General features: G+C 57.7%; 16 protein-coding genes and 3 tRNA genes. 14 read left to right on the top strand and 5 right to left on the bottom strand.

The window, feature by feature from the left end:
• Positions 1-173: 173 nt before the first annotated feature.
• Complete coding sequence (gene lrp / locus BN1115_RS15675; protein ID WP_005300047.1) at positions 174-665, bottom strand: leucine-responsive transcriptional regulator Lrp; 492 nt, start codon at positions 663-665, stop codon at positions 174-176.
• 150 nt (positions 666-815) lie between these two features.
• Here lrp and ald point away from each other — a divergent pair, with 150 nt between their 5' ends.
• The 3 genes from ald (at position 816) to BN1115_RS15660 (ending at position 4,364) form a co-directional block, all read left to right on the top strand.
• A complete protein-coding gene (ald, locus tag BN1115_RS15670) occupies positions 816-1,931 on the top strand; it encodes an alanine dehydrogenase (RefSeq protein WP_042657883.1) in 1,116 nt (371 codons plus the stop codon).
• A 186-nt stretch (positions 1,932-2,117) separates the two neighbouring features.
• Entirely contained in the window at positions 2,118-3,068 is a 951-nt protein-coding gene (gene trxB / locus BN1115_RS15665) for a thioredoxin-disulfide reductase (protein ID WP_042657882.1), read from the top strand.
• A 63-nt stretch (positions 3,069-3,131) separates the two neighbouring features.
• Positions 3,132-4,364 (top strand): diguanylate cyclase, encoded by a 1,233-nt coding sequence (locus tag BN1115_RS15660; protein WP_042657881.1) that lies wholly within the window; start codon positions 3,132-3,134, stop codon positions 4,362-4,364.
• 123 nt (positions 4,365-4,487) lie between these two features.
• On the opposite strand, the gene BN1115_RS15655 is transcribed toward BN1115_RS15660, so the two are convergent.
• Positions 4,488-4,958 (bottom strand): outer membrane lipoprotein, encoded by a 471-nt coding sequence (locus BN1115_RS15655; protein WP_042657880.1) that lies wholly within the window; start codon positions 4,956-4,958, stop codon positions 4,488-4,490.
• A 19-nt stretch (positions 4,959-4,977) separates the two neighbouring features.
• Between BN1115_RS15655 and aat the strand changes: the two genes are divergently transcribed.
• From aat to infA, 3 genes are all read left to right on the top strand, one after another.
• On the top strand, positions 4,978-5,685 hold the full coding sequence (gene aat, locus BN1115_RS15650; RefSeq protein ID WP_042657879.1) for a leucyl/phenylalanyl-tRNA--protein transferase: 708 nt from the start codon (positions 4,978-4,980) through the stop codon (positions 5,683-5,685).
• Positions 5,682-6,398 carry an arginyltransferase gene (locus BN1115_RS15645; protein WP_042657878.1) on the top strand — a complete coding sequence of 239 codons (717 nt, stop codon included), beginning with the start codon at positions 5,682-5,684 and terminating at the stop codon, positions 6,396-6,398. The genes aat and BN1115_RS15645 overlap by 4 nt, the downstream gene beginning before the upstream one ends.
• A 68-nt stretch (positions 6,399-6,466) precedes the next feature.
• Positions 6,467-6,685 (top strand): translation initiation factor IF-1, encoded by a 219-nt coding sequence (gene infA, locus BN1115_RS15640; protein WP_005300033.1) that lies wholly within the window; start codon positions 6,467-6,469, stop codon positions 6,683-6,685.
• 68 nt (positions 6,686-6,753) lie between these two features.
• Here the strand turns inward: infA and clpA are convergent, their stop codons facing one another.
• Complete coding sequence (gene clpA, locus BN1115_RS15635; RefSeq protein ID WP_042657877.1) at positions 6,754-9,009, bottom strand: ATP-dependent Clp protease ATP-binding subunit ClpA; 2,256 nt, start codon at positions 9,007-9,009, stop codon at positions 6,754-6,756.
• Between the two features lie 59 nt (positions 9,010-9,068).
• Positions 9,069-9,386, bottom strand: a complete 318-nt coding sequence (gene clpS, locus BN1115_RS15630; RefSeq protein WP_005337111.1) for an ATP-dependent Clp protease adapter ClpS — start codon at positions 9,384-9,386, stop codon at positions 9,069-9,071.
• Between the two features lie 229 nt (positions 9,387-9,615).
• Between clpS and cspD the strand changes: the two genes are divergently transcribed.
• Positions 9,616-9,834, top strand: a complete 219-nt coding sequence (cspD, locus tag BN1115_RS15625) for a cold shock-like protein CspD (protein ID WP_005300025.1) — start codon at positions 9,616-9,618, stop codon at positions 9,832-9,834.
• A 116-nt stretch (positions 9,835-9,950) separates the two neighbouring features.
• Here cspD and folD read toward each other — a convergent pair whose 3' ends face one another.
• Positions 9,951-10,805 carry a bifunctional methylenetetrahydrofolate dehydrogenase/methenyltetrahydrofolate cyclohydrolase FolD gene (gene folD / locus BN1115_RS15620; protein WP_042657876.1) on the bottom strand — a complete coding sequence of 285 codons (855 nt, stop codon included), beginning with the start codon at positions 10,803-10,805 and terminating at the stop codon, positions 9,951-9,953.
• Between the two features lie 213 nt (positions 10,806-11,018).
• On the opposite strand from folD, the gene BN1115_RS15615 reads away from it, so the two are divergent.
• The 7 genes from BN1115_RS15615 (at position 11,019) to mprF (ending at position 16,657) form a co-directional block, all read left to right on the top strand.
• Positions 11,019-11,095 (top strand) — tRNA-Pro (locus BN1115_RS15615).
• A 37-nt stretch (positions 11,096-11,132) separates the two neighbouring features.
• A tRNA-Arg gene (locus tag BN1115_RS15610) sits at positions 11,133-11,209 on the top strand.
• A 51-nt stretch (positions 11,210-11,260) separates the two neighbouring features.
• Positions 11,261-11,336 (top strand) — tRNA-His (locus tag BN1115_RS15605).
• A 324-nt stretch (positions 11,337-11,660) separates the two neighbouring features.
• On the top strand, positions 11,661-12,371 hold the full coding sequence (gene rstA, locus BN1115_RS15600; protein WP_042657875.1) for a two-component system response regulator RstA: 711 nt from the start codon (positions 11,661-11,663) through the stop codon (positions 12,369-12,371).
• Between the two features lie 21 nt (positions 12,372-12,392).
• Positions 12,393-13,718: a two-component system sensor histidine kinase RstB gene (gene rstB / locus BN1115_RS15595; protein WP_042657874.1), complete on the top strand. Its 1,326-nt coding sequence runs from the start codon at positions 12,393-12,395 to the stop codon at positions 13,716-13,718.
• 54 nt (positions 13,719-13,772) lie between these two features.
• Positions 13,773-13,955, top strand: coding sequence for a hypothetical protein (locus BN1115_RS15590; protein ID WP_042657873.1), 183 nt, complete (start codon positions 13,773-13,775; stop codon positions 13,953-13,955).
• A 152-nt stretch (positions 13,956-14,107) separates the two neighbouring features.
• Positions 14,108-16,657: a bifunctional lysylphosphatidylglycerol flippase/synthetase MprF gene (mprF, locus tag BN1115_RS15585; protein WP_042657872.1), complete on the top strand. Its 2,550-nt coding sequence runs from the start codon at positions 14,108-14,110 to the stop codon at positions 16,655-16,657.

Genomic DNA, 16,657 nt, shown 5'->3' with positions numbered 1-16,657 from the left:
GCAGGAAATAAGGGGGCCTAGTATCCCCGAAAAGCCCACCGATTGTCAGCCAGAGCCTGATGGGACGGGACCATATTTGCAATTATCTTTACAAGAAGAAACGAGCGGACCGGCCGCTCGTTTCTGACTGTCATGGTGTCTCATATGGAAAAGAAACCACGGCATAACCTGCTTTATCGGGTGCTGATCACCAGACGACTGCTCTGCTTGACCTCTTCCATCACCACGTAGGTGCGGGTGTCGTTGACACCGGGCAGACGCAGCAGGGTTTCCCCCAACAGACGGCGGTAAGCCGACATGTCGCTGACTCGGGTCTTGAGCAGGTAGTCGAAGTCACCGGAAACCAGATGACACTCCTGGATCTCTTCGAGTACCTGAACAGCCTTATTGAACTGTTCAAATACATCAGGCGCCCCGCGATTGAGGGTTATCTCTACAAACACCAGCAGAGATGCGTCCAGATAATGAGGGTTCAGAATAGCGGCATATCCTTCGATATAACCTTGTCGCTCGAGGCGACGAACCCGTTCCAGACACGGTGTAGGACTCAGGCCAACTCGTTTGGACAACTCAACATTCGAAATCCTGCCATCCTTTTGCAGTTCATTGAGAATGTTGCGGTCAATCCTGTCCAAATCCTTTAGCCGACTCTTAGCTTCCATCATTTTATTCCATCCTTTGGCTATTTTTTGGTAAGAATCACCAGTCATTTTATAATTATGGTCACAAATCCTGTCAATACCTGAATATACTAGGCGCAAATGTTGGTTAACATTTTGGCAACATGAAACACCAATCTATAGACGAGGGATAGCATGATTATCGGTGTACCTAAAGAGATAAAAAACCATGAATACCGCGTAGGCATGGTTCCGGCCAGTGTACGTGAACTGACAGCACGAAACCATACTGTTTTCGTCCAAAGCGGTGCCGGAAACGGCATTGGCTTTAGCGATGCAGATTATATCGCTGTTGGCGCCGAAATTTTGGCCTCTGCAGCAGAGGTTTTCGCCAAAGCCGAGATGATCGTCAAGGTCAAGGAACCTCAGCCTGTCGAATGTGCCATGCTGCGTCCGGGTCAAACCCTGTTCACCTATCTGCATCTGGCGCCAGACTTGGCCCAGACCGAAGCCCTGCTGCAAAGCGGCGCCATCTGCATCGCCTATGAAACCGTCACCGACGGCCGTGGGGGCCTGCCCCTGCTGGCCCCCATGTCGGAAGTGGCCGGACGCATGTCTATTCAGGCGGGTGCCCAGGCGCTGGAAAAATCGCGCGGTGGTAGCGGGGTGCTGCTCGGCGGCGTACCCGGTGTCGAACCGGCCAAGGTGGTGATCATCGGCGGCGGCGTGGTCGGCTCCAATGCAGCCCGCATGGCCATTGGCCTGCGCGCGGATGTGACCATCCTCGACAACAACGTCGATACCCTGCGCCGTCTCGATAACGAGTTCCAGGGCGCCGCCAAGGTGGTCTACTCCAACAGCGAGACCCTGGAGCGCCATCTGCTGGCTGCCGATCTGGTCATCGGCGGCGTGCTGGTGCCGGGTGCCACTGCGCCAAAACTTGTCAGCCGTGACCACATTGCGCGCATGAAGCCGGGTTCTGCCATCGTCGATGTGGCGATCGATCAGGGCGGCTGTGTGGAAACCTCCCACGCCACCACCCATGAAGATCCGACGTTTATCGTCGATGAGGTGGTGCACTACTGTGTCGCCAACATGCCGGGGGCGGTAGCCCGCACCTCGACCGTGGCGCTCAACAATGCCACCCTCCCCTTTATCATCAAACTGGCACAACAAGGCTACCGTGACGCCCTGTTGTCAGACGTACACTTGCGTCATGGACTCAACGTGATGAATGGCAAGCTGACTTGCAAGGAGGTAGCCGTGGCTCATGGCCTTGCCCATACGGATGCCCTGACCCTGCTGAACTGATCTGCGCTGGCCTGCGCCAGTCAACGATGAGTGAAAATCCGCCCGCGATGGGCGGTTTTTTTATCCCTTTATTTTGCGCTGTCACCCCTTGCGCACACGATTAGTGCAATCGACTCACCAGCCTTTGACCCCGGATCACGAATTACCTACAATCGCGCAAACTCATCACATCCCGGAAATTACATCATGAGCCAAGTCACTCACAGCAAATTGCTGATCTTAGGGTCAGGCCCGGCCGGTTACACCGCGGCCGTCTACGCCGCCCGCGCCAACCTCAATCCCCTGCTCATCACCGGCATGCAACAAGGGGGTCAGCTGACCACCACCACCGAAGTGGAGAACTGGCCAGGTGATCCGGAAGGTTTGACCGGCCCGGCGCTGATGGAGCGTATGAAAGCCCATGCAGAGAAGTTCGACACCCGTATCCTGTTTGATCACATCAACAGTGTCGAACTGACCCAGCGCCCATTCCGCCTCAAAGGGGACAACGGCGAATACACCTGCGATGCCCTGATCATCGCGACCGGCGCCTCCGCCAAGTATCTGGGCCTGCCCTCCGAAGAGGCCTTCAAAGGCCGCGGTGTCTCCGCCTGTGCGACCTGTGACGGTTTCTTCTACCGCAATCAGGAAGTGGCGGTGATCGGCGGCGGCAATACCGCCGTGGAAGAAGCGCTTTATCTGGCCAACATCGCCAAGAAGGTGCACCTGATCCACCGCCGCGACGAGTTCCGGGCCGAGAAGATCCTGATCAAGCGTCTGCACGACAAGGTCGCGAGCGGCAACATCGTGTTGCACACCCACCAGACTCTGGACGAAGTGCTGGGTGATCAGATGGGCGTTACCGGTGTGTGCCTGCGCAACACTCAGGACAACAGCACCAGCGAGCTGCCGCTGATGGGCGTCTTCATCGCCATCGGCCACCAGCCCAATACCCAGATCTTCGATGGCCAGCTGGAGATGCAAAACGGCTATCTGAAAGTACGTGGCGGGCTGGACGGTTTTGCCACCCAGACCAGCATTGAAGGGGTGTTTGCCGCCGGTGACGTGGCCGACCACAACTACCGTCAGGCCATCACCTCGGCCGGTACCGGCTGCATGGCAGCCCTCGATGCCGAGCGTTATCTCGACGCACAATAAACGCGCGCAAGATGTGATATAAGGCATACCAGTCGGTATGCCTTTTTTCATTCAAGGAGTCTAATGAAACAGAAGATATTGATTGTCGAAGATAGCCTGACCATTCGCCGTATGCTGACTCAGGCCATTGCCCAGCAGACTGGCCTCGAGATTGACGCCTTCGATACCCTCGAAGGTACCCGTCACTGCCGGGGCGAGGAGTATGTGGTCGCACTGGTGGATCTGACCTTGCCGGATGCTCCCCGTGGCGAGGCGGTGAACGAGCTGCTGGAGCGGGGTTTGCCGGTGGTGATCCTCACTGCCGACATCAGCGAGGATAAACGTGCCGCCTGGCTGGAAACCGGCGTGCTGGACTATGTGATGAAGGATTCGCGCCACTCGCTGCAATACGCCGTCAGTCTGGTGCACCGCCTCTATCTCAACCAGTCCATCGAAGTGCTGGTGGTCGATGACTCACGCACCTCCCGCCACCGCACCATGGCCCAGTTGCGCAAACAGCTGTTGCAGGTGCATGAGGCGAGCCACGCCCGTGAAGCGATGGCAATGCTGGAGCAGCACCCGGCCATTCGACTGGCACTGGTCGACTACTACATGCCGGATATCGATGGTATCAGTCTGGTGAGGATGCTGAGAGAGCGTTACAGCAAGCAGCAGCTCGCGATTATCGGGATCTCGGTCTCGGACAAGCGCGGTCTCTCTGCTCGCTACCTCAAGCAGGGCGCCAACGACTTTCTCAACCAGCCGTTCGAACCGGAAGAGCTGCAGTGTCGGGTCAGCCACAATCTGGAAGCGCTCGAGCAGTTCAACAGCATTCAGGAGTCAGCCAATCGTGACTACCTGACCGGTCTCTACAACCGGCGTTACTGGTTCAACGAAGGGCAAAAGTGGTTTGAAGAGCATCAACGCCAGCAGACACAACTCGCGCTCTGTGTGCTCGATGTGGATCACTTCAAGCAGGTCAACGATCACTGGGGCCATGCCATCGGCGATCAACTGCTCTGCCACCTGACCCGGCTACTGACCCAGTTCTTCCCCGATGCCATGATCGCCCGGTTTGGCGGAGAGGAATTTGCCATGATGGTGCCTCACTGCACCGTCCCCGTGTTGATCAAGCGTCTTGAAGGGCTGCGTCAGCAGCTGCGCCAGCAACCTCTGTCACCGGAGACCCCGCTCTTTGTGCGCGCCAGTTACGGCGTGATCAGCGTCGGGCGGGTATCCATGGACGAGGCGCTGAGCGAAGCGGATCGGCTGCTTTATCAGGCAAAGAACACCGGTCGCGACAAGATAGTCTCTTAAGAGACGGCTATCTGAATCCTCAGGGCATCAGTCCCGTGTATTACCGCCCGACAGACTTTCCAGCAGGAGAGTCTGCGGGTTCCTTTCCTGCCACAGTCTCCCCATCACCATGACTATCGACAGTCAGTAAGTCTTGTCGACCCGCACCCCATCATCGAAATAGAGAATACGCACCTTGTCTCCATTGGCAAAGACCATGGCGGGATCATAATCCTGGATCACGTTGATAAGGGCATTTTGCTCGTTGCGGATCAGCAGCTCCACCAGCTTGTTTTCCACCACGGTTCCCCCGGACTGGTATTGCTGCGCAGCCGCAGCACCCACCAGCGCCCCGACGGCGGTGGCGATTTCACGGCCATGACCGCCGCCAAACTGGTTGCCAAGCAGGCCACCCAGCACGGCACCGCCCAGCGTCTTCCAGCCAGAGTGCTCGGACTCCAGGATCTGGCGCTGATTAATATTGCGCACCGTTTCGACCTGGCCAAACACCACCTGATTGACCGGCCGCGCGGTATTGCGCTGGTAGACTTCCGCCCCGGCGGGCGCCGTGACAAAGCAGAGCAAGCTGGATACTATCAGGATAATGGCCTTCATCTATGAACCTCGTTGCCTTATGTCTCGCTATCTTACCCAACTGGATGATGAGCTTTGCTGGTTTCCCGACCCCAGCCATGCGCTGGAAGAGCCCAACGGCTTGCTGGCGATCGGCGGAGATCTCTCCCCTGCCAGATTGCTGGCAGCTTACCACAAGGGGATCTTCCCGTGGAATGAACCCCACCAGCCGACCCTGTGGTGGTCACCGGATCCCCGCGGAGTGATCCGCCCCGACCAACTCCATGTGGGGCGGACACTCCAGAAGATTATCCGCCGTACCCCATTCGATATTTCCGTCAATCGCGCCTTTAATGAAGTCATCACCACCTGCGCCGCCCCTCGTCGCACCGCTGATGGCACCTGGATCAGCCAACCCATGATCGAGGCCTACCAGCAGTTGCACCGGCTGGGTCATGCTCATTCAGTCGAGATCTGGCAGGAGGGAAAGCTGCAAGCGGGACTGTATGGTCTCTCTATCGGCCGACTGTTTTGCGGTGAATCCATGTTCAGCCGCATCGATAACGGCGCCAAGCTGGCCATGGTGGCACTCTGTCGCCACTTTGCTCGCCATCGCGGCGCCCTCATCGATTGCCAGATGCAGAACCCGTTTCTGGCGACCCTGGGTATCGAGGAGTGGCCAAGGGCCCGTTTTCTGGCCGAGCTGGCGCGCCTTGGCCATCAACCACTGTTGGCTTCCTGCTGGCAAGAGGGAGAGATCTGCTTATGACTGAAGAAGTGATCCTCAAGGTTGGGCTGACCCCCAAGCATCCTTGCAGCTATCTGGCTCATGAGCAGGAACAGTTGCTGGTGCTGATGGATCACAATCTGCTCAATGCCAACGGCTACGAACGATTGTTGACTGCCGGTTTTCGCCGCAGTGGCAACGACATCTATCGTCCCCACTGCCCGGCGTGCCATGCCTGCCAGTCCCTTCGTATTCACAGCGAGCACTTTCGCCCCAGCCGTGGCCAGAAGCGGATCCGCCAGCTTAACAAAGATATCGAGATTGTCCTGAGCTACGATGACAAGCCCGAGTATTACCTGCTCTACGAACGCTATATCCGCGAACGCCATCACGATGGCAGCATGTATCCCCCCAACCGCAGCCAGTATCGCGGGTTTCTCCATTGTGACTGGATGCCACCACTCTATCTGGAGATGCGCAAGGAGGGCCATCTTATCGGCGTGGCCACCACAGACCTGCTACCCCACTCCTTGAGCGCCATGTACACCTTCTTCGATCCGGATTATGCCGATCGCTCCCTGGGCACCTTTGCGATCCTCTGCCAGCTCGATCTGGCCAGGCGAACCGGGCGAAGCTGGCTCTATCTTGGCTATCTGGTGGAGGAGTGCCGCAAGATGAATTACAAGCGCAATTACCTCCCCCATGAGCTGTTAATTCAGGGGGAATGGAAAAATATCGACACCAAGCCCGAGTAAACTTTACACATAGCCTTAAATCCGGCATGATCCAGCGGTTTTTTGTTGTGGCTTATCAAGAGGATTCAATGGCTAAAGAAGACAGTATTGAGATGCAGGGCACTATTCTCGAAACCCTGCCCAATACCATGTTCCGTGTGGAACTGGAGAATGGTCACGTGGTTATCGCTCATATTTCAGGCAAGATGCGCAAAAACTACATTCGTATCCTGACTGGAGACAAAGTAACGGTAGCACTGACTCCCTACGATCTCTCCAAGGGACGTATTGTTTTCCGCTCTCGCTAAGCCAGGAATTCAGCAAAAAACCCCAACCTGTCGGTTGGGGTTTTTTGTCGTTTTCTGATCACTGACGCTTAGTGGGAAACAGCTTCAACATTGACCTGAAAATCAAAGCTGAGGCTGTCATTTACCAACTCAACCTTCACTATCCCCCCGTCAACCAGTGAACCGAACAGGATCTCGTTGGCCAGGGGTTTCTTGAGGTGCTCCTGGATCACCCGACCCATCGGTCTGGCACCCATGGCTCTGTCATATCCCTTCTCTGCCAACCAGTGGCGGGCACGCTCGGACACCTCTAGAGAGACTCCCTTCGCATCCAGTTGAACCTGCAACTCGACAATGAACTTGTCGACCACCTGATGGATCACTGTCATATCGAGATGGTTGAACCAGATGGTGTGATCAAGCCGGTTACGAAACTCCGGACTGAAGGTCTTGTTGATCACCGCCATGGCATCGTGGCTCAAATCCTGTTGCTGGAAGCCAATCGACTTGCGCTGGGTCTCCTGCACACCGGCGTTGGTGGTCATGACCAGGATCACATTACGGAAATCCGCCTTGCGCCCGTTGTTATCGGTCAGGGTACCGTTGTCCATCACCTGCAACAGCAGGTTGAACACATCCGGGTGAGCCTTCTCAATCTCGTCGAGCAACACTACCGAGTGGGGATGCTTGATCACCGCATCGGTCAGCAAACCACCCTGTTCAAAACCGACATAGCCGGGAGGCGCACCAATCAGGCGAGATACGGTATGGCGTTCCATGTACTCGGACATATCAAAGCGCAGCATCTCGACACCCAATGCTTTACCCAACTGCTGGGTCACCTCTGTTTTACCGACACCGGTAGGACCGGCAAACAGGAAGCAACCAACCGGGCGACGCTCGTTGCCAAGTCCTGAGCGTGACAGGCGGATGGCATCAGCCAGCACCTCAATGGCCTTGTCCTGACCAAAGACCACCATCTTGAGATTGCGCTCCAGGTGCTTCAGCACCTCTTTATCAGAAGAGGAGACTGATTTCTCCGGAATGCGGGCAATCTTGGCAACGATGGACTCAATCTCCTGCACATTGATCACTTTCTTGCGCTTGCTCGCTGGCAATAACCGTTGACCGGCACCGGCCTCATCGATCACGTCGATCGCCTTGTCGGGCAAGTGACGATCATTGATGTACTTGGCAGAAAGCTCGGCAGCCGCCCGGATCGCCTTGGCGGTGTAGCGCACGCCGTGGTGAGCCTCGTAGCGGCTCTTGAGCCCCATTAGAATACGCGTGGTGTCATCGATAGTCGGCTCGACGATATCGATCTTCTGGAAGCGACGCGCCAGCGCACGGTCTTTCTCGAAGATCTGGGCGTACTCCTGATAGGTGGTGGATCCCACACAGCGGAGCAAACCATTGGAGAGCAACGGCTTGATCAGGTTGGCCGCATCCAGCTGACCACCGGATGCCGCACCGGCACCGATGATGGTATGGATCTCGTCGATAAAGAGGATGGCCCCTTCCTGACGCTCAATCTGCTTGAGCAGTACCTTGAGGCGCTTCTCGAAATCACCACGGTATTTGGTGCCCGCCAGCAGAGAACCCATATCCAGCGAATAGATGGTGCTGCCCGCAATCACCTCGGGCACATCCCCCTTGACGATGCGATAGGCCAGCCCTTCGGCAATGGCGGTTTTGCCCACGCCTGCTTCACCCACCAGCAGCGGGTTGTTCTTGCGACGGCGGCAGAGCACCTGAATGGTACGGTTGAGCTCCTGATCACGGCCAATCAGTGGATCGATGCGCCCTTCCAGCACCAGCTGGTTCAGGTTGGTGGCAAAGCTCTCGATCTGGGCGGCCGAGACATCATCATCAGACTCGGGATTGTTATTGCTGCCGAGATCCGGCTTGTTATCCTTGCGCACCCCGTGGGAGAGGAAATTGACGACATCGAGACGGCTGATCTCGGCTTTTTTCAGGAAATAGGCAGCTTGTGACTCCTGCTCACTGAAAATAGCAACCAGCACGTTGGCGCCGCTGACTTCGGTATTGCCGGAGGATTGCACATGGAAGACGGCACGCTGCAACACGCGCTGGAAGCCCAGTGTCGGCTGGGTTTCACGATCTTCATCATCGCGCGGAATGAGCGGGGTAGTTTGGGTGATAAATGCGCGGATCTCCTTGCGCATCTGTTCGACATCGGCACCACAGGAGCTCAGCGCCTCATGGGCTGAACTGTTATCCAGAAGGGCTAACAACAGGTGCTCGACAGTCATGAATTCGTGGCGCTCGTCACGGGCCAGTTTGAACGCCTCGTTCAGCGTCTTTTCTAGATCTTTATTCAACATAGGCACCTCCCCTAGTACAGCTACAATGTGGTGTCACACTCGCCATCAAGTCATCAGATTCAAGCCTTTTCCATAGTACAGAGCAGTGGATGTTCATTGTTACGTGCATAGGTGTTGACCTGGACAACCTTGGTTTCGGCGATCTCTGCAGTAAACATGCCGCAGACACCCTTACCACTATAATGCACACTCAGCATGACCTGAGTCGCCTTGTCCAAATCCATACCAAAGAACTTTTGCAGCACCTCCACCACAAACTCCATCGGCGTATAGTCATCGTTGTTCAACACAACCTTATACATGGGTGGCGGCTGCAGCTTTGTTTTCTCTGCTTCTGCAATCTCTTCATTAGCAAAGAGTTCTTTCTGCTTGCTCATAATCGCGCTTTGGTACCTCTAGATTACTACCGTCTAACACAAGGTTGTCAATAGACTTGTTAACCAGATCACATCAGCTGTTAACAACTTCTTGACTCGCTCAAAAGTTGGACTAGATTGGTTACTTGCTAATCTGTGCCCGTCTGCTACGGGCTTATGTCCCTAGTTATAAAGGGCTGGCGCAGGTTACTCAACGACTTCTGGGTAATCAATAAAAGGATGTAGAAGTATGGCAACCGGCACAGTTAAGTGGTTTAACAACGCAAAAGGATTTGGGTTTATCTGTCCGGAAGGGGGCGGTGAGGATATCTTCGCTCACTACTCCACGATTCAAATGGAGGGCTACAAGACCCTGAAAGCGGGTCAGGCCGTCAATTTTGAACTGCAACAGGGGCCGAAAGGAAATCACGCTTCTGTGATTGTGCCAAACGAAGCACAAAATATGTAAATAACACCCGTTGGATAAATAAAAAACCGGTTCCTCTTTGAGCAACCGGTTTTTTATTGTCAGATTTCTGGCGCGTCCTGCCTCCTCACGGGATCACAGGTTATCACCAGCGATGATCAGTCGTGATATTCACTGCAGGCGATCAGGGTATTTTCCATCAGGCTGGCTACCGTCATCGGGCCCACGCCACCGGGTACCGGGGTAATGAAGGAGGCATGGCTGCGCGCCGTCTCAAACTCCACATCCCCGACCAGTGAGCCATCAGCCAGGCGGTTGATACCCACATCGATCACCAGCGCGCCCGGTTTGATCCACTCGCCCGGAATGAAGTTTGGCTTGCCGACCGCAACAACCAGCAGATCGGCACGGCGTACCTGATCTTCCAGATCCCGGGTAAAACGGTGACAAGTCGTGGTCGTGCAGCCCGCCAGCAACAATTCGAGGGTCATGGGACGCCCCACTATATTGGAGGCCCCCACCACGACCGCATGCAAACCATGCGTCTTCACGCCGGTGGTCTCGATCAGCGTCATGATCCCTTTCGGGGTGCAGGGGCGCAGCGCCGGAATACGTTGGGCCAGACGGCCTACGTTATAGGGGTGGAAACCATCCACATCCTTGTCAGGCTGGATCCGCTCCAGCACCTGAGTGGTATCGAAGTGATCCGGCAACGGCAACTGAACCAGAATGCCATCTACGTGGCTATCTTGATTCAGCTGGTCGATCAGCGCCAGCAGCTCTTCCTGACTGGCGGTTGCACTCAGGTCGTAGGAGCGGGAGAGAAAACCCACCTCCTCACACGCCCGGCGTTTGCTGCCGACATAGACCTGAGAGGCGGGATCCGCCCCCACCAAAATGACTGCCAGCCCTGGAGCCCGTTTCCCTGCCGCCAACCGCTGTTGGACTTGCGCCGCGACCTGGCTGCGAATCGTTTGCGCAACCTGTTTTCCATCTATGATTTTGGCAGACATCGTTCTCCACTCACCATGTGTTCAACTGCCGCGCATTGTCGCATTTTTTTAGCCGGGGTGTTAGCGGCAGACGCACGCCAGACCTGTAGCGGGCAATAAGTAGGCACTTGAATTTACTAGGGGAAAAATACGTTGACGCTGGCCCGTTCGCTTGGCTATGATGCCCGCCCGTTGCCCAGTACGACGCTTGTCGCTATGCTGGTCAGGGATTTTCGGTGATTAGCGCAGTCCGGTAGCGCATCTGGTTTGGGACCAGAGGGTCAAAGGTTCGAATCCTTTATCACCGACCATGTTCATCGACTTGTCGTCAAGACGCGTTGATACCGAGCGCCCTTAGCTCAGTCGGATAGAGCAACGGCCTTCTAAGCCGTGGGTCGCAGGTTCGAATCCTGCAGGGCGCGCCATTGATTCTCCCCTTCCTTTTGGATTGGCGAGCGTTGATGAAGATTTCAGTGGTGGCTGTAGCTCAGTTGGTAGAGTCCCGGATTGTGATTCCGGTTGTCGTGGGTTCGAGCCCCATCAGCCACCCCATTATTCTGTCGATAATTGCCGCAAGGTGATGTCAATCGACTTGGTGCAGTGACCTTCTGGTCTGCACCACAAAAAAACCGGCCTTGGCCGGTTTTTTTGTTTTTGCGCACGTTTGCGCACAACAGCGCCTTGCCTTATCTACAAGGTCATTCTCCTGATCGATAAACGCGGCTCCGCCCATTTGTCACGATGTGCTCCTCCCCATCGATGACACAGCCACACTCCCCCGCACACCAGCCTGCCCGGTTCTTTTTCTGTATTTCCCAAGCGCCATTGATATGCTGATCGCTCTTCTTCTCTCCTGCTTCCCGTTGGAGTTTTTCTATGCAACGCATTCTTTTTGTCGAAGATGATCCCGAGATTGGCCAGCTCATCAGCAGTTGGCTCGGTCGCCACGATATGGAGGTGATCCTCGAGCCCCGAGGGGACATGGCGCTGGCCCGGGTAGAGGCCGAACAGCCCGATCTGGTGCTACTCGATATCATGTTGCCGGGGCAAGATGGCATGTCCCTCTGTCGGGATCTGCGCCCGCGCTTCGACGGCCCCATCGTGATGCTCACCTCGCTGGACAGCGACATGAACCAGATCCTGAGTCTGGAGCTGGGCGCCAACGACTACATCCTCAAAACGACGCCGCCGCCGGTGCTGCTGGCCCGGTTGCGGGTGCAGTTTCGCCAGCACCAGCAAGCATCAACCCAACCCGTCGCCACCAGCAGCGTTCTCCAACAGCTGCAATTTGGTCGGCTGCGGGTAGATGGCCCGGGACGAGATGTGCGGCTCGATGGCGAGAGCATTGCCCTCTCGATCGCCGACTTTGATCTGCTGTGGGAGCTCGCCTGCCACGCGGGCCAAATCTTAAGTCGGGAAGCCCTGTTTCGCAGCCTGCGCGGCCGGGAGTATGACGGTCAGGATCGCAGCATGGATGTGGCCATCTCCCGCCTGCGCCGAAAACTGGGTGATAACCCTGACAACCCGACCCGGATCAAGACGGTGCGCCAGAAAGGCTACCTGTTCGTCCCCCACGCCTGGGAATAACCCTCTTTCGGGAGCACCGCCATGCGCCGCCTCTTTATCCAGTTCTATCTGTTGCTGATCGGCTGCTTCACCCTCGCCATCCTGCTGGTTGGTGTGGTCTATCAGGTGACCGCCGAACGGGCGGGCGATCGCTATCTCGAACGCATGATGCAAGGCTCCCTTGGCCTGTTGACCGGCGAGCTGGCAAGAACCCCGCCCGAGCGCTGGTCCGATCGACTGGCCGAGCAGAGCAGTCAGTTTACCCTCCCCCTCAAGATCGGCGAGCTGGCGCACCAGCCCCTGGCCAGCGAGGATCAGGCCTTTCTGGCCGCCGGCAACATTGTCATCGTCGAGGAGGATGACACCTTCCTGCAGCGCATTCCCGATACCAACCGGGTACTGATTGTCGGCCCCGTCCCCTACCTCTCCTACTTGCACGAGCTGCACTGGGTCGATGTGGGACTGCTGCTGGTGATCGGCCTCTCCCTCGGCCTGCCCATCCTGCTGTGGCTACGCCCCCACTGGCGCGGCTTGCAACAGCTGGAGCAGACAGCACGTCGCGTAGGCGATGGGGAGCTCTCCTGCCGCACCAATCTGCCACCGGGCAGCAGTCTGGCCCGGGTGGGACGCACCTTCGATCAAATGGCGACCCAATTGCAGGCCATGATTGCCAGCCGCAAGCAACTGACCGATGCCATCGCACACGAGTTGCGCACCCCGCTGGTCCGGTTGCGCTATCGGCTTGCCATGCTCGATCCTGCCCCTGCCGAGCAGGAGCAGCAGGCGCTGGAGCGAGATCTGGGAGCGCTGGACGCACTGATCGAAGAGATGCTCACCTACGCCAAGCTGGATAGACCCGAACTGCCGTTGCAACAGGACGAGCTTGAGCTCAGTCACTGGGCACAAGCGCATCTTGGCGACTGGCAGGCGCTGGCACCCGAGAAGAGGCTCCCCCTCGATCTGCCGCCACACCACATGCCTTGGTGCGGCGATCAGCGTCTGCTGACGCGCGCAGTGGAGAACCTGATCGGCAATGCCCTGCGCTACGCCGAGAGCGAGGTCACCCTCTCCATCTCGCGGCTACAGGAGAACTATTTGCTGGAAGTGAGCGACGATGGGCCGGGGATCGATCCGGCGCTGGCGCCCCAGATCTTCGAGCCGTTCGTACGCCTTGATCAGAGCCGGGATCGTCGCACCGGCGGCACCGGGCTGGGACTGGCCATCGTGCGCAGCATTGCCCGTCATCACGGGGGCGATGTGGCGTTGCTGGCCAGTGACCACGGCGCCCGCTTCTGCCTCACCCTGCCTGTACATTTGGATACAAACCGTCACCAACCGCTCACTGAAGTGCCGCTGCAACCGCCATAGGATGACTGTCATGGAGAACGCTCCATAACATCAACCCGAATAAGGAAATTGAACATGAAAAAGATCATTCCCTTGACCCTGGCAGCCGTCTTCGCCCTCACCTCCGGTTTCACCATGGCGGCCACCCCGACCAAGACAGCTACACCGCAAGCGACCCAGACCAAGGTGGTGAAAAAACACCATAAAACCACCCACGCCAAGAGCCCAGCCGTCAAAGTCGCGCCGAAAACCAAGTGATCCACTCGGTCACTTGATAGCACCAAGGGAGGCTGACGCCTCCCTTTCCATATCTTCCCGAAATTTTCCTGACGGGCTCCTCACCCGTTTACACCGGATCCACGACCAGGCCCCCCTTTGCGGGAAACGGTCAATGACCACAGGAACATGGCATGTGGCGTCATCTGCTTAAATGGCTCGGCCCCTTGTGCAGCTTGCTGCTGCTCGGCACCGCACTGACCGTGCTGTATCACCTGACCCAAGCATGGCACTGGCACGATATTCGTGTGGCCATCTGGTCCCAACCCCTGCCGCGACTAGCGAGCGCCCTGTTGCTGACCCTGCTCAGTTATGGTTGTCTCTGCAGCTATGACATGCTGGCGCTCCATGCGCTGGGCAAGCGCCTTCCCTGGCAACAGATCAGCATCACCTCCTTTATCGCCTACACCTTCTCCAACACCCTGGGATTTGCCCTGCTGACCGGCACCTCGGTACGCTATCGCCTCTACTCCGCACTGGGGCTCACCACCGGAGAAGTGGCCCGCGTGGTGCTGTTCTGCTCCATCACCTTCTTCCTCGGCCTGCTGGCGTGGGGAGGTGGCGCCCTACTGACCTGCGATGTATCACAGTTGCTGCCTGACTGGCCGCAATGGGCAGATATTCTGCTCAGGCTGGCGGGCGTCATGGCTCTGCTGTTGGTGGCCTGCTACCTCTGCTGGCCCAAACACCGTCTCTCCTGGCGGAAACACACCCTGACACTGCCGGGCTTTCGGATACGTCTGTTGCAACTGCTGGTCGCGCTGGCCGACTGGATGGCCGCCGTCGCAGTGTTGTTTGTGCTGCTGCCTGCAGATAGCGTCCCCTACCCCGTGCTGCTCAGTGCCTTCGTGCTGGCTAGCTTCCTCGGGGTGCTGGCCCACGTGCCGGGCGGGATCGGGGTGTTCGAAGCGAGCATGAGTCTGCTGCTGGCCCACTACCTGCCGGCCGACAAGCTGCTCGCCTCGCTGCTGCTCTATCGCTGCATCTACTACCTGCTTCCCTTTCTCTGTGCCCTGCTGCTCTTTGCGAGTCAGGAGATGCTGCAACAAAAGGCGCGCTGGCAGCGGCTACAGGGGCTGATGAGCGCAGTGCGCGAATTTCTGCCCGCCCTTATCAGCATGGGCACCTTCGCCGCCGGCAGCCTGCTGCTCTGCTCGGGGATGATCCCGACCATGCGCAGCCGCATCGAAGTGTGGCTGCAAGTGCTGCCGCTCCATCTGCTGGAGCTCTCCCATGTGCTCGGCAGCGTGAGCGGTATCCTCCTGATCCTGCTGGCGCGCAGCCTCTACCGCCGTCACGACGCCGCGTTTCGCATCACCCAGCTACTGCTGGCACTGGGGATCGCCTTCTCCCTGCTCAAGGGGGGAGACTGGGAGTCAGCCCTGCTGCTCGGCAGCTTCCTGCTCATCATGACCCCCTGCCGATCCCTCTTCTATCGCAAGGGGTCGCTGCTCTATCCCCAGTACACCCCGGGCTGGCTCATCTCGGTCGGCGCCGTGCTGCTGGGAGCGCTGTGGCTGCTGCTCTTCTCCTACCGTCAGGTGGAGTATGACCACGCCCTCTGGTTCCACTTCTCGCCCCATGGCGGGGCTGCCCGCGGCCTGCGCGCCATGGGGAGTGTGGTGGCCGTGCTGGCCGTGGCCGGGGTAGCCCAGTTGCTTGCGCCGCTGCGCATGGTCGGTGAAAAGCCGGACAAGGAGACGCTGGCGCGCGCCCACGAGCTGGTGGTGCGTGAAGGGGGGATCCACGGCTATCTGGCCCAGTTGCAGGACAAGTCCCTGTTGTTCCACCCCGCCGGTGACGCCTTCCTGATGTATGGCATCGAGGGCAACAGCTGGATTGTGATGGGGGATCCCGTCGGTCGTCCCGAGCAGATCGAAGAGCTGCTCTGGCAATTTCGCGAGCGATGCGATGAGCACGATGCCAATCCGGTCTTTTATCAGGTCTCGGCCCGCTATCTGCCGCTCTATCTGGAGCTGGGACTGATCCCCTTCAAGCTCGGTGAAGAGGCGATGGTCGATCTGGCTACCTTCGATCTGGCGGGCAGCCGGCTGCGCAACCTGCGCCAGAGCCACGCCAAGGGCAAACGGGAAGGATTGACCTTCGAGGTGGTCGAGGCAAGTGCCGTGGCCCCCCTGCTGCACAGATTGCAGACCGTCTCCGATAGCTGGCTGCAGAGCAAGATGGGCAAGGAGAAGGGCTTCTCGGTCGGCCGCTTCGAGCCTGACTACCTGACCTTAAGCCCGGCTGCGCTGGTGTGGCACGAGGGGCAGATTGTCGGCTTTGCCAACCTCTGGGTGAGCGACAACAAGGAGATGCTCTCCATCGATCTGATGCGCTACAGCCTGGATACCGGCACCGCCCCCATCATGGATTTTCTCTTTGTCGAACTGTTGCTGTGGGGCAAGACGCTGGGGTACGCCAGCTTCAATCTGGGGATGGCCCCCATGTCCGGCTTCAACGATCATCCGCTCAACAGCTACTGGGCCCGCCTTGGCAATACCCTGTTTGTGCGTGGCAGCCGTTTTTACAACTTCCAGGGACTCAGACGCTACAAGGAGAAATTTTCGCCCCGCTGGGAACCCCGCTACCTGCTCTGCAGCAGCAAGCTGGTACTGCCCAGAACCCTGACTCACCTGATCACCCTGATTAGCCGCGGCCCGCTGGGGCTCATCAAGAAATAG

It is taken from the genome of Aeromonas allosaccharophila, assembly GCF_000819685.1.
GTDB lineage: Bacteria > Pseudomonadota > Gammaproteobacteria > Enterobacterales > Aeromonadaceae > Aeromonas > Aeromonas allosaccharophila.
The sequence above is the reverse complement of the archived record's forward strand: the minus strand, read 5'-3'. Positions and strand labels throughout refer to the sequence as shown.